Source organism: Skermanella stibiiresistens SB22, from assembly GCF_000576635.1.
GTDB classification, from domain to species: Bacteria; Pseudomonadota; Alphaproteobacteria; order Azospirillales; family Azospirillaceae; genus Skermanella; species Skermanella stibiiresistens.
The window spans coordinates 17,293-40,392 of sequence record NZ_AVFL01000035.1; the positions used below are offsets into that span (position 1 = coordinate 17,293).

Consider the following 23,100-nt stretch of genomic DNA (forward strand, 5'->3'; position numbering starts at 1 on the left):
CCCTTGATCATGTCCCGCCTTTGCTGCGCTCCATGTCGAACTGGATGCGCAGCATGCGGCGAAGGAACAGGCTTTCACGCGCGAACACATCGGGAGCTGCCGGGGCCGGGGCCACCTGTCCGCTGAGCCGCGCCGCCAAGTGGTCGAGCAGGTATTCCGACAGCGCCCGCGGCAGGTCCGTGATGACGGGATCGGCGTCGATGTCGAAGACGACCGGACCGTCGGGGCCGGCGACATAGAGGACCGAGCCCCAGCCAAGCCCGGCCGCGGACAGCGCGGCACCGGAGATGACCGCCTCGGTCGTCGGCAGAGGGCCGGCGAGGGGCTGGAACAGTTCGAGCCGTTCCAGCCCCTCGTCGGTCGGCGGCGCCGATTCCAGCGTCAGCACGGTCGTGCCCGACAACACGTAGGCGCGGCGCACCGGGCCTGGGACGATCGGGGCGATCAGCACCGGTGGCTTGTCGGCTCCCATCAGGTGGGAGCGCTGCCGGTCGCGGAAGATCTGCCACGCGCTCCGTCCGGTCACGGTGCGCCATACCGCGAGACCGCCAGCCTCGGTCAGCGCGTGGTGGAAGTCGCGGGCGACTTCGGCGTCATTGGTGCAGAGGGTCCGGGCGACCGGCACGCCGGCCTTCTCCAGGAGTTCCAGTTGGTGGTGGCGGGAGAACGCGTCGAGATGCGCCGAGGGGGTGTTGAACAGGGTGGCGGGCCCCGCCTCCAGACGGGACAACAGGCTGTAGAGGAAACTGTACCGTTGCTGGCGCCGGACATGCTCCGCCTGCCAGAGCGACCAGTCGGCCACCGGATCGGCGGCGGGGATGACGGGATCCTCGTACCGGAAGCCTTGGATGAACAGCGTGTCGAACCCATTCAGGTCGTGGCCATCCCAGTGGACACCGGTCTCGCCGAGGCTGGCGCGCGAGCCTTCGGGCAGGGTGGCGTCGAACCAGGGCACGCCCGGCCCCAAACGCTCGACCAGCTTGACGTGGAGGCGCCCGCCCAGGATGGAACCCTTGGGGGCGATCAGGCCAGTCTTGTTCGGGCCGGTCTTCATGGTTTGGCATCCGTTCTGGTGTCCGCGCCCGATCGGGCCGCGACGGGTTTGAAGAAACTCAAGTGACCAGCGTCGGCCAGCAACCCGATCCGGGCGCGGTCGAACTGGCTGGCGGCGGTCCGTTGCGCCAGCGCGCCGGCGATGATCCCTTGGGCGTGGAGCAGGCCGCTTTCCGCCTGCTTGGCCTCGACCCGGGCGCCGGTCAGGCTGAGCCTCGCGCCGAGCAGCCAGCGGGTCGCCACGATCAGTTCATCTTCCGAAACCGTTCCGGTGATCGCCTGCTGGCGCTCCAGGCTGGCGACGGCGGTCGCCAGGTTCTCGACCTCGGCGGCGCCGGCCTGGGCGCGGGCACGGGACGACTGCACGGCGGCCAGCCTTTCGGTGACCTCGCGCCGGACCCTGTTGTGGAGCGCCTTGCTGGAATAGTCCTGGTCGCGCGTCCCGAGCCTCGCGATCTCGGCTCCGGCCTCGGCCGAGCGGTTCGCCCACGGATATGTCATCGCGAGGCCGTAGCTCTGGTTCAAGCTGTCGGGGGTCGCGACGGCGGCGTGGCTCTGGAGCGGATCGGCGTAACCGTAGGTCGTCCCGGCCTGGCTCCCGGTGGCGCTGGCGGAAAACCTGATATCCGGCCTCGCCTTGTTCCGGGCCAAGGCTTCGCTGATGCCCCGGATCGTCCGATTGAGGTCATCCACCTTGAAGTCCGGCCGGTTTTCCTCGGCGGTCCGGACGGCGTCGTCGAGCGTGATCGGACCGACCCGCGCCAGATCCTCGGCGTAGTCGACCGGCAGGTAGATGGCGTCGGCCCCGATCAGCGCGGGATCGCCGATCAGCGACGATAGCGTCTGCGATACCGCGATGTAATCGTTGAGCGCCTGCTCGACGCGGACTTCGGCCTTGACGGCCTCCGCGTCGATCCGGGCCTTCCGCAGCCGGGTTGTCTGGTTGAGGGCGTAGAGCCGATCCATCCGCTCCTTCTGTTTCCGGATCAGGTCGCGGTTCCCGACGGTGGTCTCCAGCGACTCCAGCCCGCGCACGGTGTCGAACCAAGCCGTGTCGACCTCCAGCAGGATGGCGTTGAGGATGACCTGGAGATCCCAGTCCGCCCGCTCCGCCACCGCCGCCGCGGCGCGCGCGCTGGCGTTCTTTTCATTGTCCAGCCCGAAGTCCTTGGTGAAGGGCAAGGGCATGTTGAGGCTGCCGGTCAGGTTGGTGCTCCACATCCCATCCTGCCAGTAGTATCCGTCCCGGTAATAGACCTCGCGCTGGGCGGTCCGGTCGGTGATCGAGAGGGTTCCGCCCCACGGCAACTCCTGGGTGACCTGGAGCGTGTAGTTCAAGCTCTCGTTGGGGGCGCCGAACTGCCGTCCCGGTGTCGCCTCCACCTCTAGTTCTATCAGTTCGCCGCCCTTCACCGGCCTCAACCGCATGTCCATCACCTGGGCTTGCTCCGTCTTCTCGGTCGGAGGCAGGTTCTTGAAGGGCGAGTTGATGTTGAATCCATCGGCGTTGACGGCCTTGGTGATCGCCTTGCCGATCCGGGTGCGGTGCTCCGCGTCGACCCTGCCATAGCCGATGGTCAAGTCCAGCACGGGATCGAACACGGCGGACGCTTCCAGCGACAAGGCGGCCGAGCGTTCGGGTGTCGTCAATCCGATGGTGAGGCGCAGGTTGTTGCCGAGCCCGCTCGCGATGGCGGACCGATGGTCGATCGTCTCCAATGTCCGGGTGCCGGCGATGTCGGGCCGGGTCTTGAGCAGCTCGCCGACCATGGCGACCCGTTCCAGGTCACGGGAACTCGGCAGTTCGGCGATTTGCCGGCGCACCAGTTCCGTCACGGCGGCGCCATGCCGCTGGATCACGCCGGGATCGAGGGGGGCGGAGGGCCCACCGGCTGGTGGCTGGGCGGTCGCCGGCTGGCTCGGCAGGGTCAGAATCACTCCAGCCGCGGCGAACCCGATCACCAGCGCGGCTGCCGACGCGCCGATGAGCCGCCGGGCCGTCATCCGGTCTGTCATAGCGGCTCTCCGAACGTCGCCATGCCGCCGGTCTCGCGGAGCAGGGCGACCCTTTGGCGGTCCTCCGCCGTCTGGGCGGTGCGTTCGCCGTGGCGTTCCGCCAAGGCTCCGACGCTGGCGAGCATCCTGCTTTCCGCGACACGCGCGTCGATCCGCGCCTGGACATGGCCGAGCCGCGCGTCCAGCAGGGTGCCCAACCGCTCGATCGTCTCATAGGCCGTCACGACACCGCCAGCTTCGAGCCGGACGGCGCGCTGGTACAGGTCCTGGGCGAGGTCGAGCCGCTTCCGGGTGTCGTCGATCCGCTGGCGGGCGCTGACCAATTGCATCCGCGCCGTCTGGTAGTCTCCCCGGATCTGGCGTTCGACCTGCCGCGCCAAATGGGTCTGCCGGGCGATGTCGTGGTCGGTCGCCGCCAGGGCCGCCTTGGCCGCCCGATTGCCGAGTTGGTGGCGGTAGAGCGCCCCGATGCTCAGCGAGACCGTGTCGTAGCTGATCAGGTTGGACAGGGACTCGATCAAGCCGGCATAGCCGAAGACGGCGTTGCTCTGGCCCACCTGGGCCGATCCGCTGACGGTGACGTCCGGCCGCGTTTGCGCCTCGCGCGTCTGGCGGACGCGCAGCGCCATCCGCACGGCGGTTTCCGCCCTCAAGTAGTCGGGGCTGTCCAGCACCTGGAGGGCGGCATCGGCGACCGCCGCCGCCGAGGGTGGTTCGGGTGGCTGATCCAGCGAGGCGCTGTATTCGACCGGCAGGATCAGGACATCGCCGGGCTCGTCCAGGAGGTCGCGCAGCGCCTCCGACGCGGTCAGGACATCGCCGAAGACCTGCTGCCGGGTCGCCCGCAACCGCTGCATCTGCGCCTCGACCTGGCCGCGGTTGCTTTCACTGGCGAGACCCAACTCCATCTTGCGGCGCATCCGCGCGGCGCCGTCCTCGGCGATGGCGACGGAACCGGCGGCCGCGTTGAGCCGCTGGACCGAGCCGACCAGGGTCCAGTACAGCGTCTCGACGCCGAGCAGGATCTGATTGACGGTGCCCCGCACCACGAAGTCGGCGACATCCAGGTTGATCCGCGCCACGTCGATCGCCAGCAGGTTCTCGTCGCCATCGCGGTAGTTCTTGGTGTAGGGCAACGCGTGGTCGGCGCCGATCGACGCGCGCGATGTCCACGGCCGCTTGTAGGAACCGTAAACCCTGGTCGAGGCGTCGTCGGGGTTGTTGACGTAGTAGGCGTCCTTGTAGGTCGTGACGAGACCAAGGTCGACGCTGCCGCCCCACGGCAGTTTCTGGGACACGCCCAAGGTGCCCGTGTAGGTCTTGGTCTGCCCGTTGGGGCTGGCGGCGCTCGCCTCCTTGCGGAACGGGTAATAGCCGGCGACCCGCTGCTGGTTGAACGCGATCAACGCCACCGGGGCGGTGGAGGGCAGGGTGCGGACATGGCACTGATCGTTGCTGTCGGGTTTGATCATCCGGCCGCTCAGGAACTTCACTTGCAGTTCCTCCGGCTGCGATAGGATGTCGGCCATCTCACCGCATAGGAAAATGTCATCCGCCCGGTTGCCGGTCTTTATCTGCTGGCCCCGGACATATTCCTGGGTGGCCGGCTTGTACTGCATCGTGCGTTCGGTTCGCTGGAAGCTTCGCGACAGCGAACCAGTGCCCGACAGGCGGAAGACGGGGTCGAACACGGCCTCGGCCTCGACCAGCGCCCGCTCCGTCACGGCCTTGTTCAACCCGGTCCGCTTGATATCCAAGTTCCGCTGAAGCGCCGCCAGGGCGGCCTCGCGCGGCGACAGTTCACGCGTCGCCTCGGGGGCGAACAGGACGCCGGTGCTGGCGAGCGCGGCTCGGGTCGTGCCGACCACGGCGTTGACCGCGCGTTCATCCGCCAGCCGGGCGGGATCGCCGGTGAACAAACGGGCCGGCACCTCCTCCGCGCCATCGGCGGCCCCGGGGTCGTTTTGGATCGCCGTCTGGGCGGCGCTGACGCCGACCGCCACCGGCGGAAGCGCCCCGGAGCCAAGCAGGAGGGCGGCGAGCGGCAGGGCGGCGAGGCGGTGGGCGGCGAGACGGCGGGCGGCGAGGCGGTACGCGGCTGGGCATCCCATCACCAGATCTCCTCTTCCAGGGTGCCCTGGGCGGCGCTGAGCCTGACCCAAGCCTTGTGCATCTCGACATTGGCGCTCGCCTCGTTGAGCCGCGCCGAGAGGATGTCCTGATAGCGGTTGACCACCTCGAACTCCGTCGCGAGACCGCGCTCCCGCTCGTCGAGGATCCGCTCGTAGGAGAAGCGCGCCAGTTCCGTGTCGCCCCTGCTGACCAGCATCACTCCCTCCGCGCCGCGCAGATCGGCCAAGGCCCGGTCGACCGAGTTGACGATCCTCTGGCGGGCCAGCCTGGCGCGGTCGAACGCGTTCCGCTCGTCGATCCGGGCACGGTCGAGTGCGGCGCGCGCGGCCTGATTGCCGAGCGGGTAGAGGTATCGGATCCCGATGAAGATGTTGGTCTGGTCGGGTTTCCGCAGGTTCAGGAGCGCCGAGCCCGGATTGGAGAAGCCGAAGGTGGCGTCGCTCTGCGTCAATTGGGCGGTGATCACCAGATCTATGTCGGGCAGGCTCTGGTTGTCCCGGAACTCAAGCGCCAGTTTGGCGAGATCCAGGTCCCGCTGGGCCACCATGATCTCCGGGTTGCCGATCAGCGCCCTGTCATAGGCGTCGGATGGCGGGTCGGGTACCTTGGTGACGAGCAACGCCTCGGCGTCGACCGGGATCAGCACGGTGTCGGGATCCGCCGCCATCAGGGTGAGCAGGGAATTGGAGCGCAACAGGTATTGCGTCCAGGCGGCCTCCTCGCGCAGCGTGAACGCCGCCAGCTCCTGATCGATCTGACCAAGCTCATACTGGGTGAAGGTGCCGCTGCCGATCAACCGCTCCACCCGGGAGTGACGCTGATCGAGCACAAGTTTCAACTCGTTCAGGATCGTGATGTCCTGAAGGTTGCGGATCATGTCCCAGTACAGCTGTGTCGCTTCGGCGAGGGTCGCGTTGCGGGCGGCCCTCTCCGCCAGCATGGCCCGCTGGTCGGTGACGCGGGCGGCGGCGAGAGCGAAACTTTCCGGTGAACCCGCTTGTCCGAAGCCCTTGGTGTAGGGCAGGGGCATCGTCGCGGAGAGGGACGCTCCGGCGGTCCAGAACAGGCTTTCCCCCCAGCCGAAGGGGTCCTCCGCGGAGATCGGGCGGGTCAGCGCGGGCGCCTGCGCTCCCGTCTTCTGATTGTAGGTGGAACTGAACGACAGGCTGCCTTGGCCGCCGAAGGCGAAGACCTTCGACACACCGATCGAGCCGGTGGCGCGCTTGTTGGGCGCGCCCTTGAGGCTGGCGGCCTCCAGCTTCTCGGAGTAGACCGGCACCGTGCCGCAGAGGCCTGGCCCGATGCCGCCATTGACCAGTTGGTCGTCCTCGTAGACGCAAGGGATCTTCTCGCCGTCGACCTCCTCCACGGTGTTCGTGCCGCCCTGGACGAAGTCGGGAATGCCATCGGCGTCGTCATCGCGCGTGAGATCGGTATCGGCGGTCCGGGGGCGCCCCACCGTCTGGATGCGGTCGGCCGTCTTGCTGACGCTGAGATTGACGGAAGCGAACATGCCGATGTCGAACGCCGCGTCCTTCTGGACGATCGCGGCGCCGGTCGAGTTGACCGCCTCGCTCGCCGCGAGGAGACTGAAGTTTTCCCGGAGGATCGTGTCGGCCACGATGTCGAGCGTGACCTCGCGCGGGATCAAGCCGTCGAGCAGGCTACGGACCCCGGTGGAGGACCCCGCCGCCGCCGCGCGCACCATGGCGACGGCGTCCAAGGGCCCGCTCCGCACCGACACTTGCCCCAGCGCTTGGGATTGAGCGGATGGCGGTGGAGCCGCCGCGATGGGGGACGGCGGCACCGCGAGCGAGGCGAGAAATAGCAAGGCGACGGGAAGCGGGTGCAACCACCTACGAATTAGACCAATAGCTTGTACAACAAAAAATTGCATTGGTGCCAGGTTCTCAAGCACGATGACTCTTCGCCTCAATTCATGCCACTTTCGAGGGGTACGGGCAAGCCATTGTCGGTGGACAAGTTGATTGGGTTGCTAGTAAAGCTAGCGAACCCGTGTGAGAAACCACCCCCTTGGCTCGATCGTGAATTCTTCATTCCCACTTGAGCAACCAGTTATGCCAGCGGCCATGGATGACGATTATCGTCAACCAAGCCCTTATTCCGCCGGCATGTTCGCCGACAGCGGCGGTGACCACATCAATGAATGCATCGCCCGGATCGAGTCCCTGAAGTTCAAGGTGCTGGGGAATTCACGGCTGTTCGACTTCGAGCAGCAGGAGTTCATGAGTGAGCTGAACACCTTGCGGGCGGCCTATCTGCATCTGTGCACGTTGACACCGCCGGCTCCCGCCGCGATCAGCGAGCGCGTCAAGCCGGCGGTGGCGCCACGTGGCCGGGAGAACCTGGAACTGGAAGGTGTCCTCGGTTCGAACCACCAGATCGCCGCCAACCTGGATCGGATCGCCCGCATCGCTCCGTCGCGGCTGACCGTCCTGCTGGAGGGCGAGACTGGATCCGGCAAGGAGTTGTTCGCCCGGATCATCCACTTGAACAGCAAACGCGACAAGTTCGTCGCGGTCAACTGCGGCGCGCTGCCCAGCGGCGTCATCGAGTCCGAACTGTTCGGGCATTCCAAGGGGGCCTTCACGGGCGCCACGGCGGATCGCAAGGGCCGGTTCGAGGAAGCCAACAACGGCACCATCTTCCTGGACGAGGTCGGCGAACTGGAGCCGCTGGCGCAGGTGAAGCTGCTGCGCACGCTGGACGTGGGCGAGATCCAGCGTGTCGGGTCGGACAAGGTGACGAAGGTGGACGTCCGTGTCATAGCGGCGACCAACCGCAACCTGGAACAGATGGTCAGCGCCGGCACATTCCGCGAGGACCTGTTCTTCCGGCTGAACATCTGCCAATTGCTGATTCCGCCGCTGCGCGAGCGGCGGGACGAGATCCAATTGCTGCTTGAGTATTTCATCCGCAAGGTCTGCGCCGACAATGGCATCCCGGTGCCGGTACTGGATGACGAGTTGAAGCGGTTCCTGGTCGAAACCTATCACTACCCCGGCAACATCCGCGAACTGCGCAATTTGGGGATGTACATCGCGCATATCTACGACGGCAAGCCGGTCCGCGTCGGCGACCTGCCACAACGCTACACCCGAGCCCACATCGACCCCGCGCCGACCCATCCCGACGACGATCACCGCGTCGTCCGCGACCGCGCGGAACGGAGCCACCTGAGCGAACTGCTGCTGCGGCACGGCGGCGACATCAAGGCGGTCTGCGCGGCCCTCGACTTATCGCGGGCACGCCTCTACCAACTCCTGAAAAAACACAACCTTCGGCCGGACGAGTTCCGCCAGCGCTGAGGCGGTTGACGGAATCTGCTACTCTTGAAGGTGATTTCGCGGATTTCGCAGTTCGGGTAAAGTAGCGAAACCCGACACAAACTCTTCTTTTTGTCGAATGCCGCTACGCATTACCCGACCTATAATTGAATTGATAGCGGGCACCTAATTGAGGCAAAGTTGATCCACTCGCTCACCTGAGGCGGCTGGCGAGATCCAGCAGGTGGGCCATCAGGGAGCCAGCTAGGCAGAGGGCGATCCAGCCCCACCATCCACCACCCAGCGCCAAGCGGAGTGCCAGCAGCAGGCACGCGCCTGACGCGAGATTTGGCAGCAGCGCCGATATCGGGCCGAGTCTGGGGCCGAGCTTGGCGTGGTGGCGCGCCAGCAGGGCCAGACCGGCCGTCTCGACCGCCACGAACACCAGGATCAGGTCGACTATCCGGCCAGAGGTGAAAAGCTCTTCCAAAGTCCCATCCCGTGTTTGGTGCCGCCCGAGCCGAAACCAGAAGCCCGAACGGGAAACGGCCCGGAAGTTTCCTTCCGGGCCGCTCCTTCGACAGCACTCGCGAAATCGATACCGTAAGGCGCCTTACGCGGCGGCCTTCGAGGCGATGACCTCGTCGGCGACGTTGCGCGGAACCGGATCGTAGTGGCTGAACTCCATGGTGAAGGTCGCACGGCCCGAGGTCATGCTGCGCAGGTCACCGATGAAGCCGAACATTTCGGACAGCGGAACGTGCGCTTCGACCGCGAGGTTCATGCCACGCTCCAGCTGGCCCAGGATCAGGCCACGGCGGCGGTTCAAGTCGCCGATGACGTCGCCCAGGTGGTTTTCCGGGGTGACGACCTCGACCTTCATGATCGGCTCCAGCAGGACCGGAGTGGCCCGGCGGATCGCCTCGCGGAAGCAAGCCTTGGCCGCGATCTCGAACGCCAGCGCGCTGGAGTCGACGTCGTGGTACTTGCCGTCGACCAGGGTCGCCTTGAAGTCCACGGTCGGGAAGCCGGCGAGCACGCCATCCTCCTTCTGGACTTCCAGACCGCCACCGACCGCCGGGATGTACTCGCGCGGGATCGAGCCGCCGACGATCGCGTCGACGAACTTGAAGCCCTCGCCGCGCTCCTGCGGTTCGAAGATGATCTTGACCTCGGCGAACTGGCCCGAACCACCGGTCTGCTTCTTGTGGGTGTAGACGTGCTCGATCTTGCTGGTGATCGTCTCACGGTACGCCACCTGGGGACGGCCCACGACGGCATCCACGCCGAACTCGGTGCGGATACGGTCGATGGTGATCTCCAGGTGAAGCTCACCCATGCCGCGCAGGATGGTCTGCCCGGTCTCCTTGTCCAGCTCCAGGCGGAGCGACGGGTCGGCGCGGACCATCTTGCCCAGCGCGGCACCCAGCTTCTCCTGATCACCCTTCGCCTTCGGCTCGACCGACACGCTGATGACGGGGTCGGGGAACTTCATGCGCTCCAGGATGACCGGGTGGGCCGGATCGCACAGGGTGTCACCGGTTTCCGTCTCGGCCAGCGAGACGAAGGCGATGATGTCGCCCGCGCGGCATTCCTCGATCGCGTTGGTGTCCTTGGCGTAGACCTCGACCATGCGGCCGATGCGCTCGCGCTTGCCGCGGGTCGAGTTCAGCAGGGTGGTGCCCTTGTTCGCCACTCCCGAATAGACGCGGGCGAAGGTCAGCGCGCCGAACTGGTTGTTGATGACCTTGAAGGCCAGCGCCGCGAACGGCTCCTCGTCGGAGCAATGACGCTCGCCGACGACCTCGCCCTCCTCGTCGACGACCTTGATCGCCTCGACGTCGGTCGGGGACGGCAGGTACCAGACGACGGCGTCCAGCATCTGCGGCACGCCCTTGTTCTTGAACGAGCTGCCGGCGATGACGGGAGTGAACGCGCCGGTGACGGTGCCCTTCCGGATGCAGGCGCGGAGCACGTCGACCGACGGGTCCTCGCCGCTGTCCAGATAGGCTTCCATCGCCACGTCATCCTGCTCGAGCGCGGTGTCGATCAGTTCCTGGCGGTACTTCGGGACATCCCGGAGGATGTCGAGGTCTTCCTTGACGTCGATCTTCAGCTTGGCGGCGAGATCATCGGTGATCTCCCACTCCTCCCACTGGGCGTCCTTCTCGTCGGAGAACCACACCAGCGCCTTCATCGTGACGAGGTCGATCAGGCCGCGGAAGTTGTCCTCCGAGCCGATCGGCAGCGACAGGATCATCGGGCGGGCGCCCAGACGGTTGATGATCATGTCGACGCAGCGGCGGAAGTTCGCGCCCGAGCGGTCCATCTTGTTGACGTAGCACATGCGCGGGACGTTGTAGTTGTCCGCGAGGCGCCAGTTGGTCTCGGACTGCGGCTCGACGCCGGCGACGCCGTCGAACACCACCACGGCACCGTCCAGCACGCGCAGCGAGCGGTTGACCTCGATCGTGAAGTCGACGTGGCCGGGGGTGTCGATCACGTTGATCTGGTGATCCTTCCAGAACACGGTCACGGCCGCGCTCTGGATCGTGATGCCCCGCTTCTGCTCCTGCTCCATGTAGTCGGTGGTGGCGGCACCATCGTGCACCTCACCGATCTTGTAGCTGCGGCCCGTGTAATAAAGGATACGCTCGGTGGTCGTGGTCTTGCCGGCATCGACGTGGGCGATGATGCCGATGTTGCGCATGTCCTTGAGTGGCGTTCTGCGTGCCATGAGTACTATTCCTGAGCCAGCCTCCACCGACGCCTGGGCATCGGAGGAAAACTCCGGCTTTATGGGTTGGAGTTCGCCGACCGCGACCGTCCACCTTCCAAGGGGGCAAGCGGGCAGGGGCGGCAGTTGCGCGCTCAGGCGGCCGGGTCCGGAGACCCGCCGCCATTGCGCTGTCCTATACAGGAAATTTGATATCGAAAATATGGCAGTGGCCTTAAAAAGGTAAGTGCGACATTTCGTCTCTCCCCTCCGATGGGATCAGAATCGAAATTTCCACAAGGTGATGAAGGCGTGCAACACCAGCCCGCCTGTGGTGGCGACGACCGGCCAGTGGGAGCCACCGCGTCGCGGATGTTAGCGATGCTAAACGATTTCATGCGGTTATCCCCATTGCACAAAAAGTAGGCAATAGGTCGGGACCCCTGTCCTCACCGTTGGAGGCACACTTCTCCAATGACTTTCCCACAAGCTTATCCACAGGATCTGGGGAAACTATTAACGGCGCCTGACGAGATCGGGGCGGGGTTGGGTCCCACCGTGGCGCCAACCCGGTTGCGACTCGATCGATGGGGAAGGCGGCATAGGAGGATGGCCGCGCGCCATCATCTCTCCCCGGTGCGACGCCGAGTCTAGGTGATCGGCAACTCACGCGGCCGTAAACAATCGGTAAAAAAGCTTACTATCCTATAATAAGTAAATAATCTTGTTCAGAGTGTACGAGTCTTTATTCCTATGGTGCGAAACGCGCCGTCGACCACAGGCGTGTGTGTTCCTGACATCCGCGCGGAACGTTCTGCGGAATCGCAGGGGATGGATGCTGCATTTTCGCAGCTCGCGGCCGCATCATGATTTTTCATCATGGGCAACTGGCTGAATTCGGGGTGACGACTGGCTTGATGGGGGTATTCGCCACCGCCAAACAGTCGATCGATATCCCGTTAAGGTGGGGTGTAGCTGGGTGCGCGGTCGGCGACCAGCCAGGCTCAAAGGCACGTGTTGAATATATTCAACAACATCTCGTTGAAGATTTTCAACATGCGGCGGCTTTCCTCCCGCCCTCTGGGCCACAACCCCACCTGCCGCGCCACCCACTACCCCTTATTTGAGCATCCCAGCCACCCGGTATTCGCGCACCATGGGAGCGCTTCGAAATCCTTCGGAATTCAGGCATGGGAGGAGGGAAAACTCGATGCTCAAGCTCGGAATGAAAGTCGGATTGGAGGATCAGGTCGGACGCGTCGTGGGGCGCACGATCGAGTACCAACCCAAATACGACGTCATGCTCGCCAATGGCACCATCCGCTCCTACGTGCGGGAAGTCGATCTGGTGGTCGCGCCCCAGTCGGATGGCAAAGCCGATGCCGGAGCCGAGATTGGAGTTGTGCCCACGGCTGTAGGTGGCGGACTGGACATGGCGGCTCGCTCGTCCATATCGGTTCAGCGAAACGACGCGAATGAAGAGGAACTGGATGCGGATCCTGATCGTGGAGGATGACGGAATCCTCGCCGCCAGTCTCGGGATGATGCTGGAGGGTTCCGGGCACGAGGTCGTGGGCCACGCGGCCACGGTCAAGACGGCCATGGATCTCGCCCGGCGCCATCGTCCCACCCTGACCCTGGTGGATATCGACCTTGGTCCCGGCGGCAGCGGCATCGCGGCCGCGCGAGGCATGAGGAAACACCTCGGATTGACCTGCCTGTTCGTGACGGATCAGGTGGAGCGGGCGCGTGGGGCCGCCGACGCGGCGCTGGGCATGCTCGCCAAGCCCTACACGCGCGACATGGTCGTGGCGGGCGTCGGAGCCGTCGAGGCGCTCATGAAGAACAAGCCGCCCGGCGACCTGCCGGACGGCTTGCAACTGTTCACGGATGGTTCGATCACGGCGGCGGTGTTGGATAGAAAGCCGGCCGCTCTTGGGTTGGAGGGCTAAGCTGGCCCGCGTGTGGACCGGCTCACCCGTCGTCCTTCACGTGTCGGGCCTTCAGGCAGCCAGACAGCGCGCCTCGTCCCGGCGGGAGCGCCGGATCCGGGCGATCATCGCCTCCAGCTTATCGCGCTCGACCGCGTCGCGCCGCATCAGGAGTTGCACGATCGGATCGTTCAGCAGGTCGTCAAGAGAGGGCTCGTTCCGCTGGCTGCAGGTCATGACGTTTCTCCCCCTTGGATGCGCAGGTCTTGAGACTAGCACAGTCACCTTACCGGTGCTTTGCACCTTTATGACGTAAATGCTAACTCAAGTCAGCGGCGCTTACGAGAGTAAACTTCCGATATCCAGCCGAATAAAGCGCCGGGAAGTCTTAACGAGTATCGGATAAATTCCCGGCTACTTTTTCACACTTCAACTGGTATTACCGATTCTCTCTTCGCAACTGCGAAGGGCGAAGTCTCACTCGCTTTGATAAGCCTCCGCGCGGGATGTGATCAGGACATCGCGCTTGCCTACGTGGTTGGCGGAGCTGACGATGCCCTCGGCCTCCATGCGATCGACCAAGCGGGCGGAGCGGTTATAGCCGATCTGCAAGCAGCGCTGGATGAAGCTGACCGACGCCTTGCGCTCCCGGGTGACCAGTGCCACCGCGTGCTCGTAGAGTTCGTCGTCGCTGCCGGTGAAGGGGGTGGCGCCTTCCTCGGGAGTGGGGGAGGGGGCCTCGTCCTCCTCGCCGACGTGGTCGTCGTCCTCGGTGATCGAGTGCAGGTAGTCGGGCGTGCCCTGCTCCTTGAGGTGGCGGACGACATCCTCGACCTCCTCGTCGGTGACGAAGGGGCCATGGACGCGGGTGATGCGGCCGCCGCCGGCCATGTAGAGCATGTCGCCCTGGCCCAGCAGCTGTTCGGCGCCCTGTTCGCCCAGGATGGTGCGGCTGTCGATCTTGCTGGTGACCTGGAAGCTGATGCGGGTCGGGAAGTTGGCCTTGATCGTGCCGGTGATGACGTCGACCGACGGCCGCTGCGTCGCCATGATCAGGTGGATGCCGGCGGCGCGCGCCATCTGCGCCAGCCGCTGGATCGCCGCCTCGATGTCCTTGCCCGCCACCAGCATCAGGTCGGCCATCTCGTCGACCACCACCACGATGTAGGGCAGCGACTTCAGCTCCATCGGCTGTTCCTCGAAGATCGGCTGGCGCTTTGCCTTGTCATAGCCCACCTGGACCTGACGGAAGACCTGCTCGCCGGCTTCCAGCAACTCGCCGATGCGGATGTTGTAGCCCTCGATGTTGCGGACGCCGAACTTGGCCATCGCGCGGTAGCGGCTCTCCATCTCGCGCACCGCCCATTTGAGCGCCACGACCGCCTTCTTCGGCTCGGTCACAACGGGTGCCAACAGGTGCGGGATGCCGTCGTAGACCGACAGCTCCAGCATCTTGGGATCGACCATGATGAACCGGCACTTCTCCGGCGGCAGCCGGTAGAGCAGCGACAGGATCATGGTGTTGATGCAGACCGACTTGCCGGACCCGGTCGTGCCGGCGATCAGCAGGTGCGGCATGCGCGCCAGATCGACGACGATCGGCGTGCCGCCGATGTCCTTGCCCAGCACCAGCGCCAGCTTGGCCGGCGTCTGCTGATAGGCGTCGCAGTCCAGCATCTCGCGCAGGAACACCTTCTCGCGCGTTGGGTTGGGCAATTCGATGCCGATCACGCTGCGGCCCGGAACCACGGCGATGCGGACGGTCAGCGCCCGCATCGAGCGCGCGATATCCTCCGCCAGGTTGATCACCCGCGACGACTTGAGGCCGGGCGCCGGTTCCAGCTCGTACAGGGTGACGACCGGACCTGGGCGAACCTCCATGATCTCGCCGCGGACGCCGAAATTCTTCAGCACCACTTCGAGGTTGCGGGCGTTGTGGGCGAGCGAGGCCTCGTCCATGGTCGCCTTGTCCGACGGCGGCGCCGGCTGCAGCAGCTCGACCGGCGGCAGTTCATAGGGCGCGTCGGGATCGCGTGGCGGGTGCTCGGCACCGTCATCGGCGCCGGCCACGGGATCGACGGCGTTGGTGACCGGCGCTTCGGGAAGGGGAGCCAGGTCGGCCGGCTCGTCGTCCTCGGCTCCGATCGTCGGGGCCTTCATCATCGCCTCGGCCCATTCGACGCCAGCCATGAAGGCGAACGCCGCGATCACGGCGGGCCCTTCCTCGCGCTGGCCGGTGCCATAGGCGATGGTGGCCTCCGGGCGTCCCGGCCAAGTCTCGACGTCCCACTCGACCGCGCCGTCGGGCCAGACGCTCTGGCACAGCTTGAACGGCTTGCTGTTGATCGCGCACCACAAATTGAATTCTTGCGCGGTCGTGATTTCGGAAGTGGCCGTGTCGAGGGGCAGACGGCTTTCCTGCTGAGTCATGGTCTGGTCCATACCGCCTAAAGTACAGGGAATCCGGAGCCGCCGGCGGTGCGGGGCGCTCGCCGCATCCTAACGCCGGTCCGTCTCCCAATGGTAAATGTTCGTCAACAATATGGGGCGGCCAATTTTTGGCCACCCACGCGATGGGAGGGCCGCGACCGTCCGTCAGACCGGCCGGGGGGTTCCCATGCCGATCGGATGGGGGCGGTCGAGCTTGTAGGCTCCCACCAGCAGCTTGCCGACCGTGGCGCCATCCTCGGACAAGGGCAGCACCAGCCGTTCCCAGGTGGAGGGGACGCCGTCGAAGTCGGCGGTGTAGACGCGCGCCACCGGCTTGATCTCCGACCGGACCGTGTCGTACTCCGCCCGCAGGATGTCACTCTGGCCTTCCGGCAGGCGGGCGATCGACTGGCCGACCCGATCCTCGCCGAACGAGTCCGAGAACGACTGCCCATAATACGAGTAGACGAAGTCGGCGCCGCGGACGACGTCCATGATCAACAGGTTGCCCAGCCACGGCCGCAGTTCGGCCGGGTTCAACGCCGAGGCCAGGGGCAGCGGCGCGCCGGCGCACTGTTCCAGCCAGAAGGCGTACAAGCTGAGCAGCTTGGGATGGCGGAGGACGAGGGTTTCGTCGGTCATGTCTATATGCGCTGCCCCAGGTCAGCGGATGATGGTCGAACACATCGTGTGGATCGGAGCCCTACGGGTATCAGGCGGGCGGAGTCGCTGGCAAGGTGTTTCTGAAACTTGTCACCCTCCGGTCGTTCGGGGATCAGCCGGGGGTGATCCGGGGGAACACAATGGCAACGATCAGTCCCGGATGATTGTCGTCCATTTCCAGCCGCGCGCCGTGCAGCCGGGCCACCGCGTCGACCAAGCTGAGCCCCAATCCATTGCCCGGCGAGCTTCGGCTGGACTCGAGGCGGACGAACCGGCGCAGCACGCTCTCGCGCTGCTCGGCGGGAATTCCCGGGCCGCTGTCGGCGATCGAGACGCAGGGCCCGCGTCCCTCCCCGATGCCGGTGACGGTCAATGTGACGCGACCACCCTCGGGCGCGTATTTCAGGGCGTTGTCGAGCAGGTTGGCGATCGCCTGGGCCAGCAGCTGCTGGTTGCCGAGCACGATGGGCTCGGCCCGGATGTCGCTCTCGAAACCGAGACCGGCCTCCTCGGCGGCCGGCTCGTAGAGGTCGGCCATCTGACGGGCGAGATCGGCGAGCGGGACTTGCTGGAAGCTGCGCTGGAGGGTGCCGGCCTCGGCCTCGGCGATGCTGAGCAGGGCGGAGAAGATGCCGAGCAGACGGTCGGCCTCGCCGATCGCGTCCTGGATCGCGGCGCGGTATTCGTCCTCGGTGCCGGCCTCGACCAGGGTGATCTCCAGCCGGGAGCGGAGCCGCGTCAGGGGTGTGCGGAGATCGTGGGCGACGCTGTCGGAGACTTGGCGCATGCCGACCATCAGGTGCTCGATCTGGTCCAGCATGGCGTTGAGGTTGGCGGCGAGCTGGTCCAGCTCGTCGCCGTTGCCTTGCACCGTCATGCGCTCCTGGAGAGCGCCCGACATGATCTGCCGGGTCGTCCGGTTGATCGCGTCGATACGATGCATGACGTTGCGGCTGATCAGCACGCCGCCGGCGGCTCCCAACCCAACCGTCAGAAGCAGGGCCCAGGCGAGCGCGTTCAGCACGCGCTCCTGGAACTGCTGGCGCTCCCGCGTGTCGCGGCCAACCAGCAGGTGATAGCCGCCGGGCAGGGTGAAGACGACCGCGCGGGCGTCGTGGCGGGAGCCGTCGTTGTTGACCGGCGCGTCCTCGATCTCGAACGTGATCCAGCCCTCGGGATCGGGCTGGGCGTCCGGCCACGCGGAAAGGTTGCCCGCCAGCGGGGTATAGGTCGGGGTCGTGACGAGATAGAGCGTGCTGGTCCGGGGCGTGGCGCTGCGGGCGTTGACCACCTCGACCAACCCCGGCAGCCGGCGCTGGCGATACTGCTCGCGCAGGCCGGCGATCTCGGCGGCGATGGTCTCGTCGGTCTGGCGCTCGATGAAACCGGCGGTGAACCAGTAGATCATGCCCAGGATGACCAGGACCGAGGCCAAGAACAGCCCGAGGTACAGCAGCGCCACCCGGAAGGTGGTGGTCCGGAGCAAGGCGAAGTCACGCACGCAGGCAGTATCCGGCGCCGCGCACGGTGTGGATCATCGGGGTGGGGAAGTCGCGGTCGATCTTCTGCCGCAGCCGCGCCACGTGGACATCGATCACGTTGGTCTGGGGGTCGAAGTGGTAGTCCCAGACGCTCTCCAGCAGCATGGTCCGCGTGACCACGTTGCCGGCGTGACGCATCAGGTATTCCAGCAGCCGGAACTCGCGGGGGAGCAGGTCGATCTGCTTGGCCCCGCGTTTGACCTTGCGCGACAGCAAATCCATCTCGAGGTCGCCGACCTGGAGCTTGGTCGTCGTGGCCGCCGCGGCCGATTTCCTCCGGCCCAGCGCCTCGACCCGGGCCAGCAATTCGGAGAAGGCGTAGGGTTTGGTCAGGTAGTCGTCGCCCCCGGCCCGCAGACCACGCACCCGGTCGTCGACGCTGCCCAGCGCGCTGAGGAACAGGACCGGCGTCTCGGTGCCGGCCCCGCGCAGGATCTCGACCACCGAAAGCCCGTCGCGGCCCGGCAGCATCCGGTCCACGATCAGCACGTCGTAGGCCTCGGATCCCGCCATGAACAGCCCGTCCTTGCCGTCGGACGCGTGGTCGACGACATGGCCGCTTTCCTTCAATCCCTTGACCATGTAAGCGGCGGCCTGGGCGTCGTCCTCGATGACCAGAATCTTCATGCCGCCATCATAACCGAAGAACGGCCGGTCGCCAGGGGGATCGCCTTCGCGATCCCCGGCGCCGCGGTTCCCCGGCATCCGATCGCCGGACGGGCCGCCGGACGGACCCTGGAAGCCGCCGGACATGATCACGCCTTCTTGATCGAGACGGCGACGAACTGCTCGGTGCCCTGGCGGTTGACCCGCAGCAGCACGGCGCCGCGTCCCGCGTCCTTGGCCTCCTGGACCTTGGCCGCGACTTGGTCGGGCGCTCCGACATGCTCGTTGCCGACTTCGGTGATGACGTCGCCCGGCCGCAGGTTGAGCTCGCCGGATCCGTCCTCGAGGCCAACCACCAGGACGCCGTCGACGCCGTCGGCGAGGCCGTAGCGGCGGCGGCTGGCTTGGTCGAGCGACGACAGCGTCATGCCCAGCACGGTGTGGGTGCCGGACTTCTCCGGAGCCGGCGTGGCCGAGGCGACCTTCTGCTGGTCGGGCATCTCGTCGAGCTTGACCGAGACGGTCTCCTGCCTGCCCTTGCGCAGGACATCCAGCTTGACAGTCGAGCCGGTCTTGCTGTCCGCGACCATGCGGGTCAGGTCCTTGATGGTGTCGACCGGCCGGCCCTCCAGGCCGAGGATCACGTCTCCGGCCATCAGCTTCGCCCTGGAGGCGGGGCTGTTGGCGGTGACGTCGGCGACCAGCGCGCCCTTGGGCTGCTTGAGACCGAGGCTGTCGGCGATCTCCGGCGTGACCTGCTGGATCTGGACGCCGAGCCAGCCGCGGCTGACCGAGCCGTTCTCGCGCAGCTGGGCGATGACGCCTTTGGCCAAGTTGGACGGGATCGCGAAACCGATGCCGACGCTGCCGCCGTTGGGCGAGAAGATGGCGGTGTTGATGCCGATCACCCGGCCCTGGACGTCGAAGGTCGGGCCGCCCGAGTTGCCGCGGTTGATCGAGGCGTCGAGCTGCAGGAAGTCGTCATAGGGACCGGCCTGGATGTCGCGGCCGCGGGCCGAGACGATTCCCGAGGTGACCGTGCCGCCGAGGCCGAACGGATTGCCGATCGCGATCACCCAGTCGCCGACGCGCGCCGTGTCGCTGTCGCCGAATTCCAGGTAGGGCAGGGACTTGCCGGCGTCGACCTTGAGCAGCGCCAGATCGGTCTTGGCGTCGCGGCCCACCAGCTTGGCGTCCAGCTTGGTGCCGTCATGCAAGGTCACGCTGATCTCGTCGGCGCCGTCGATCACGTGGTTGTTGGTCACGACATAGCCGCCGGCGTCGATGATGAAGCCGGAACCCAGCGCCTGCTGACGCTCCTGCTGGCGCGGGCGGGCGCCGCGCTGCTGCTCCTGGAACTGACGGAAGAATTCCTCGAACGGCGAGCCGGGCGGGAACTCGGGCATGCCGGGGACGCCGGGCCGCTCGGGCGCCGCGGCGGCGCCCTGGACGGTCGAGACGTTGACGACGGCCGGCATCACCCGGTCGACCAGATTGGCGAAGCTGCCCGGCAGCTCCTGCGACACGCCGGGAACCGCGACGGGGCCGGCCGCGAAGGCGTCGGCGGGGAGCACGGCGGTGGCGGCTCCCGACAGGATGGTGGTGCCCAGCAGGAAGGCGGCGGTGGCGTTGCGGAGGCGTCCACCGGGACTGCGGATGACCGAGGAGAGCGAGATCATGGGAAAGCTCCTGGCTAGCGAAATCATGAGCCGCGCCGGGCGGGACGGACGGGTCCCGGGGGACCGTGATCCGTCACGACGGCTGGCGGCGATGGTCCCGTTCTAGCCGGTCGCGCCTTACCGTGGCCTTGCGGCAACATTAAATCGCTGAAAGCTTTGGAATACCCCGATCCCTCGGACTGTGTCGGGGCGGTCAGTCCAGGACTTCGCGGAGCGCCGCGACCAGGGCGTGGTTCTCCTCCTCCGTGCCGATCGTGATCCGCAGGCAATCGGGAAGGTTGTAGCTGGTCAGCGATTTGACCAGGATGCCATGATCCCACAGGTGGCGCTGCAGCGTCGCGACGCTCATCGCCGGATCGGGCGGAACCCGGATCAGCAGGAAATTGCACACGCTGGGATAGACGCGGACGCCCATCGCCCGAAGCTCGTGCGCCAGCCAGGCGCCGCATTCGTCGTTGTGGGCGAGGGTCGCGGCCTCGTGCTCCTCGTCGCCCAGCGCCGCGGTCGCGGCTGCCTGCGCCGCAAGTCCGACATTGTAGGCCGGGCGGACGCGGTCCAGCGTCTCGATGATCGCGGGCGGACCATAGGCCCAGCCGACCCGGAGCCCGGCGAGGCCATGGGATTTGGAGAAGGTGCGGACCATCAGGACGTTGTCGTGGTCGTCGACCAGCCCGAAACCCGGATCGTAGTTGTTGCGCCGGACATACTCGGCATAGGCGCTGTCGAGCACCAGCAGGGTATGGGCCGGCAGGTCGGCACGTAGCCGCTGGACCTGCTCGACCGGGACATAGGAGCCGGTCGGGTTGTTCGGGTTGGCGAGGAAGACGATCCGGGTCTTGTCGCCCGCCAGTTCCACCAGCGCCTCGACATCGACCGTCAGGTCGCGCTCCGCCGCCACCACGGGAGTGGCGCCGACCAGACGGGCGGCCTTGGCGAACCCATGATAGCCGTACTGGTGGAACAGCACCTCGTCGCCCGGGCCGGCATAGGCCTCGGCGACAAGCTGGATCATCTCGTCCGAACCGTTGGAGCAGGTGATGTGATCGAGCGCGATGTCGTGCCGCCGGGCGATGGCGGCGCGCAGCATCGTGTGCTCGCTGTCGGGGTAGCGGTGGAGGTTCGACGCCGCCTGCCGATAGGCGGTGATCGCCCTGGGGCTGGGCCCGATCGCGTTGTGGCTGAGGGACAGATCGATGAAGGGGCGCCCGCCATGCGGAGCGCGGACCGGCTTGTGTGGGGCGATCTGGCCAATGCCCGCCCGCGGTGTCAGCCGTTCCATCGGCGATCCTCTCCCTATTCGCGGCCCCGCGCGCCGACCGCGCCCATGGCGTCGTGAAAATCAAAACGAATGCTAAATGCCGTGGACCCCATCGGCGCAGGGGTTTCTCACGGAAAGGAGCTTTTCACAAGACCTGACCGGCCGTCCGTCCAACCGGCAGAGGGCGGCCCTCGCCGTCGACGAACCCGCCGGCCCGCAGGCGGTCCAGGGTCGCGATGAAATGCGCCGGAGTCGCCGGGCGATCGTAACCTTCCAGCCAGTTCTGTTCCAGGAACGCGAGGATGGCCGGCTGGCCCAACTCGGCCTCCCACAGGATGCCCAGCAGCGAGGTCAGGCCCTCCTCGTCCTGCCGCTCCTCCTCCGATACGGCGATGACGGCGTTGGCCTCATCCGGCCTGCCGGATTCGGGCCCGGCACCCAGGCCGAAGTCATAGAGCCCCCGCCGCTCGGGCGCGCAGAGCTGCCAATGGGCGATCTCATGGATCACGACCGACGGTTCGCTCCTGGTCCTGATGCGCTGGCCGTCCCAGCTGAACGCCTCCGAGGGAGCCTCGTCCAGCGTCTCGATGCCGATCAGCCCTGCCAATCCGACCGCCCGGGCGCGGTGGGCGTCCTGGTCGCCCAGATCGCCATCCGCCGGGATGGAGGCCGCGATTCGCCTGAAGGCGGCGACGGCGAGCGGCTCGCCGGCCAAGCCGCGTTCGAACCGTTCGATCACGGTGGGAAGGTCGGAGGTGTCGATGGGTGTCAGGATCATGGCGTCGTCGAGAGCTTGTCATCTGGTTCGAATGTCGGGGCCGCCGCTGGGAAAGCAGCGGCCCCGGGCCGCACCATAGCACCCGCTGGCGCCGCGTCATCCGCCGAAAAGTCGCAGCCAGCCATGCTGGCGCCCGGCCCGCCCGCGGAGCGCGGGAGGGTGATCGATCGGGTTCGAGCGGCGCGCTCACGAAAATTTAGGAAAGTCTGTCTTAAGTCTTCGCGAAGGTTCGTCGGGGCACGCCGCCACGCGGGCCCAATAACCCAATTCCAGGTGTCTTCCCATGGCCTATGGCAACGAACTCAGCGCCTCTGATAACGCCGGCACCCTGAGCCGCCAGGAACTGTCAGCTTCCCTGCAGGAAATCAGCCGGGAGCTGGAAGGTCTACGCAGCGAGATCGAAAAAGTCGGGACCGTCGCCCAGCAGATCGACGCGATCGCCAAGCAGACCAACCTGCTGGCGCTGAACGCGACGATCGAAGCGGCGCGTGCCGGCGAGGCCGGCAAGGGCTTCGCGGTCGTCGCCGGCGAGGTCAAGAACCTGTCGGGCCAGACCGCGGCCGCGACCGCCGAGATCTCCTCGGTCCTGCAGAGCCTGACCAAGCGTACCCAGCATCTGGGCCAGTTGGTAGAGAAGGCGATCAGCTCGGTCTGAGACCGAGTGCCGCGCCGAACAGCTTGAAAACCCCTTTCCCAAAGCTGGGGAAGGGGTTTTCCGACGCGTCCCGGTCTTCCCGGTCCGGTTGGCGGAAGGGGCTTCAGGCGAAAAGGCTGTATATGCCGTAGCCGATGCCGATCACGAGACCCCACGAGGCCAACGCGGCGGCGACCAGAACGCCCAAACGCCGGCGGGGCGACCAATCGCCCTCATCACGCCGTCCCACGTCGTACCGTGTGGACTCGCTGGGGGCTTCCGCGAACGGTTGTACTTCAGGCTCTATTTTTTGATACAGGGCAGCCTGTTTCACGGTCAATCCTCGTCAGACCAGAACGTTGCTCCGCGCCATTA

19 protein-coding genes are annotated in these 23,100 nt (G+C 66.2%); 4 read left to right on the top strand and 15 right to left on the bottom strand.

Features of this window, described 5'->3' with window-relative positions; genetic code table 11:
- Positions 1-7 precede the first annotated feature (7 nt).
- From N825_RS30000 to N825_RS30015, 4 genes are read right to left on the bottom strand one after another with little or no spacing between them, the layout of a single operon-like run.
- Complete coding sequence (locus tag N825_RS30000) at positions 8-1,054, bottom strand: ATP-grasp domain-containing protein (protein WP_037459965.1); 1,047 nt, start codon at positions 1,052-1,054, stop codon at positions 8-10.
- On the bottom strand, positions 1,051-3,069 hold the full coding sequence (locus N825_RS30005; protein WP_084165186.1) for a TolC family protein: 2,019 nt from the start codon (positions 3,067-3,069) through the stop codon (positions 1,051-1,053). The genes N825_RS30000 and N825_RS30005 overlap by 4 nt, the downstream gene beginning before the upstream one ends.
- Positions 3,066-5,180, bottom strand: coding sequence for a TolC family protein (locus N825_RS30010; protein ID WP_037459969.1), 2,115 nt, complete (start codon positions 5,178-5,180; stop codon positions 3,066-3,068). Before N825_RS30010 ends, N825_RS30005 begins: the two co-directional genes overlap by 4 nt.
- Entirely contained in the window at positions 5,180-6,925 is a 1,746-nt protein-coding gene (locus N825_RS30015; protein WP_198038963.1) for a TolC family protein, read from the bottom strand. The genes N825_RS30010 and N825_RS30015 overlap by 1 nt, the downstream gene beginning before the upstream one ends.
- A 355-nt stretch (positions 6,926-7,280) precedes the next feature.
- Here N825_RS30015 and N825_RS30020 point away from each other — a divergent pair, with 355 nt between their 5' ends.
- On the top strand, positions 7,281-8,531 hold the full coding sequence (locus N825_RS30020) for a sigma-54 interaction domain-containing protein (protein WP_084165187.1): 1,251 nt from the start codon (positions 7,281-7,283) through the stop codon (positions 8,529-8,531).
- Between the two features lie 172 nt (positions 8,532-8,703).
- Here the strand turns inward: N825_RS30020 and N825_RS30025 are convergent, their stop codons facing one another.
- On the bottom strand, positions 8,704-8,979 hold the full coding sequence (locus tag N825_RS30025; protein ID WP_037459973.1) for a hypothetical protein: 276 nt from the start codon (positions 8,977-8,979) through the stop codon (positions 8,704-8,706).
- A 123-nt stretch (positions 8,980-9,102) separates the two neighbouring features.
- Positions 9,103-11,226: an elongation factor G gene (gene fusA, locus N825_RS30030; protein WP_037459975.1), complete on the bottom strand. Its 2,124-nt coding sequence runs from the start codon at positions 11,224-11,226 to the stop codon at positions 9,103-9,105.
- Between the two features lie 1,189 nt (positions 11,227-12,415).
- Between fusA and N825_RS30035 the strand changes: the two genes are divergently transcribed.
- The gene (locus N825_RS30035) at positions 12,416-12,721 is read left to right on the top strand and encodes a hypothetical protein (RefSeq protein WP_037459977.1); all 306 of its coding nucleotides are present in this window, start codon (positions 12,416-12,418) and stop codon (positions 12,719-12,721) included.
- Entirely contained in the window at positions 12,696-13,157 is a 462-nt protein-coding gene (locus tag N825_RS37170; RefSeq protein WP_051513577.1) for a response regulator, read from the top strand. The genes N825_RS30035 and N825_RS37170 overlap by 26 nt, the downstream gene beginning before the upstream one ends.
- Positions 13,158-13,208: 51 nt before the next feature.
- Here N825_RS37170 and N825_RS39300 read toward each other — a convergent pair whose 3' ends face one another.
- The 8 genes from N825_RS39300 to N825_RS30075 form a co-directional block, all read right to left on the bottom strand.
- Positions 13,209-13,373 (bottom strand): hypothetical protein, encoded by a 165-nt coding sequence (locus N825_RS39300; RefSeq protein WP_157619637.1) that lies wholly within the window; start codon positions 13,371-13,373, stop codon positions 13,209-13,211.
- A gap of 240 nt (positions 13,374-13,613) precedes the next feature.
- On the bottom strand, positions 13,614-15,566 hold the full coding sequence (locus N825_RS30045) for a DNA translocase FtsK (RefSeq protein WP_037460017.1): 1,953 nt from the start codon (positions 15,564-15,566) through the stop codon (positions 13,614-13,616).
- 165 nt (positions 15,567-15,731) lie between these two features.
- Positions 15,732-16,208 (bottom strand): PAS domain-containing protein, encoded by a 477-nt coding sequence (locus N825_RS30050; RefSeq protein WP_051513579.1) that lies wholly within the window; start codon positions 16,206-16,208, stop codon positions 15,732-15,734.
- Positions 16,209-16,341: 133 nt separating this feature from the next.
- Positions 16,342-17,730, bottom strand: coding sequence for a sensor histidine kinase (locus tag N825_RS30055; RefSeq protein ID WP_037459979.1), 1,389 nt, complete (start codon positions 17,728-17,730; stop codon positions 16,342-16,344).
- Positions 17,723-18,397, bottom strand: coding sequence for a winged helix-turn-helix domain-containing protein (locus tag N825_RS30060; protein WP_037460020.1), 675 nt, complete (start codon positions 18,395-18,397; stop codon positions 17,723-17,725). The genes N825_RS30055 and N825_RS30060 overlap by 8 nt, the downstream gene beginning before the upstream one ends.
- Before the next feature lie 128 nt (positions 18,398-18,525).
- Positions 18,526-20,055, bottom strand: a complete 1,530-nt coding sequence (locus tag N825_RS30065; protein WP_037459981.1) for a DegQ family serine endoprotease — start codon at positions 20,053-20,055, stop codon at positions 18,526-18,528.
- A 193-nt stretch (positions 20,056-20,248) separates the two neighbouring features.
- Positions 20,249-21,334, bottom strand: coding sequence for a histidinol-phosphate transaminase (hisC, locus tag N825_RS30070; RefSeq protein WP_037459983.1), 1,086 nt, complete (start codon positions 21,332-21,334; stop codon positions 20,249-20,251).
- A gap of 124 nt (positions 21,335-21,458) precedes the next feature.
- Complete coding sequence (locus N825_RS30075; protein ID WP_051513581.1) at positions 21,459-22,091, bottom strand: hypothetical protein; 633 nt, start codon at positions 22,089-22,091, stop codon at positions 21,459-21,461.
- A gap of 283 nt (positions 22,092-22,374) precedes the next feature.
- On the opposite strand from N825_RS30075, the gene N825_RS40850 reads away from it, so the two are divergent.
- On the top strand, positions 22,375-22,746 hold the full coding sequence (locus N825_RS40850) for a methyl-accepting chemotaxis protein (RefSeq protein ID WP_051513582.1): 372 nt from the start codon (positions 22,375-22,377) through the stop codon (positions 22,744-22,746).
- A 103-nt stretch (positions 22,747-22,849) separates the two neighbouring features.
- Here N825_RS40850 and N825_RS40135 read toward each other — a convergent pair whose 3' ends face one another.
- Positions 22,850-23,059: a hypothetical protein gene (locus tag N825_RS40135; RefSeq protein WP_211098429.1), complete on the bottom strand. Its 210-nt coding sequence runs from the start codon at positions 23,057-23,059 to the stop codon at positions 22,850-22,852.
- Positions 23,060-23,100: the final 41 nt, after the last annotated feature.

Bases quoted from the DNA above. Each gene is read 5' to 3' on its own strand.
- N825_RS30000 (WP_037459965.1), bottom strand. From the start codon at position 1,054: ATGAAGACCGGCCCGAACAAGACTGGCCTGATCGCCCCCAAGGGTTCC.
- N825_RS30005 (WP_084165186.1), bottom strand. From the start codon at position 3,069: ATGACAGACCGGATGACGGCCCGGCGGCTCATCGGCGCGTCGGCAGCC.
- N825_RS30010 (WP_037459969.1), bottom strand. From the start codon at position 5,180: ATGGGATGCCCAGCCGCGTACCGCCTCGCCGCCCGCCGTCTCGCCGCC.
- N825_RS30020 (WP_084165187.1), top strand. From the start codon at position 7,281: ATGCCAGCGGCCATGGATGACGATTATCGTCAACCAAGCCCTTATTCC.
- fusA (WP_037459975.1), bottom strand. From the start codon at position 11,226: ATGGCACGCAGAACGCCACTCAAGGACATGCGCAACATCGGCATCATC.
- N825_RS30035 (WP_037459977.1), top strand. From the start codon at position 12,416: ATGCTCAAGCTCGGAATGAAAGTCGGATTGGAGGATCAGGTCGGACGC.
- N825_RS37170 (WP_051513577.1), top strand. From the start codon at position 12,696: ATGCGGATCCTGATCGTGGAGGATGACGGAATCCTCGCCGCCAGTCTC.
- N825_RS39300 (WP_157619637.1), bottom strand. From the start codon at position 13,373: ATGACCTGCAGCCAGCGGAACGAGCCCTCTCTTGACGACCTGCTGAAC.
- N825_RS30045 (WP_037460017.1), bottom strand. From the start codon at position 15,566: ATGACTCAGCAGGAAAGCCGTCTGCCCCTCGACACGGCCACTTCCGAA.
- N825_RS30050 (WP_051513579.1), bottom strand. From the start codon at position 16,208: ATGACCGACGAAACCCTCGTCCTCCGCCATCCCAAGCTGCTCAGCTTG.
- N825_RS30060 (WP_037460020.1), bottom strand. From the start codon at position 18,397: ATGAAGATTCTGGTCATCGAGGACGACGCCCAGGCCGCCGCTTACATG.
- N825_RS30065 (WP_037459981.1), bottom strand. From the start codon at position 20,055: ATGATCTCGCTCTCCTCGGTCATCCGCAGTCCCGGTGGACGCCTCCGC.
- hisC (WP_037459983.1), bottom strand. From the start codon at position 21,334: ATGGAACGGCTGACACCGCGGGCGGGCATTGGCCAGATCGCCCCACAC.
- N825_RS30075 (WP_051513581.1), bottom strand. From the start codon at position 22,091: ATGATCCTGACACCCATCGACACCTCCGACCTTCCCACCGTGATCGAA.
- N825_RS40850 (WP_051513582.1), top strand. From the start codon at position 22,375: ATGGCCTATGGCAACGAACTCAGCGCCTCTGATAACGCCGGCACCCTG.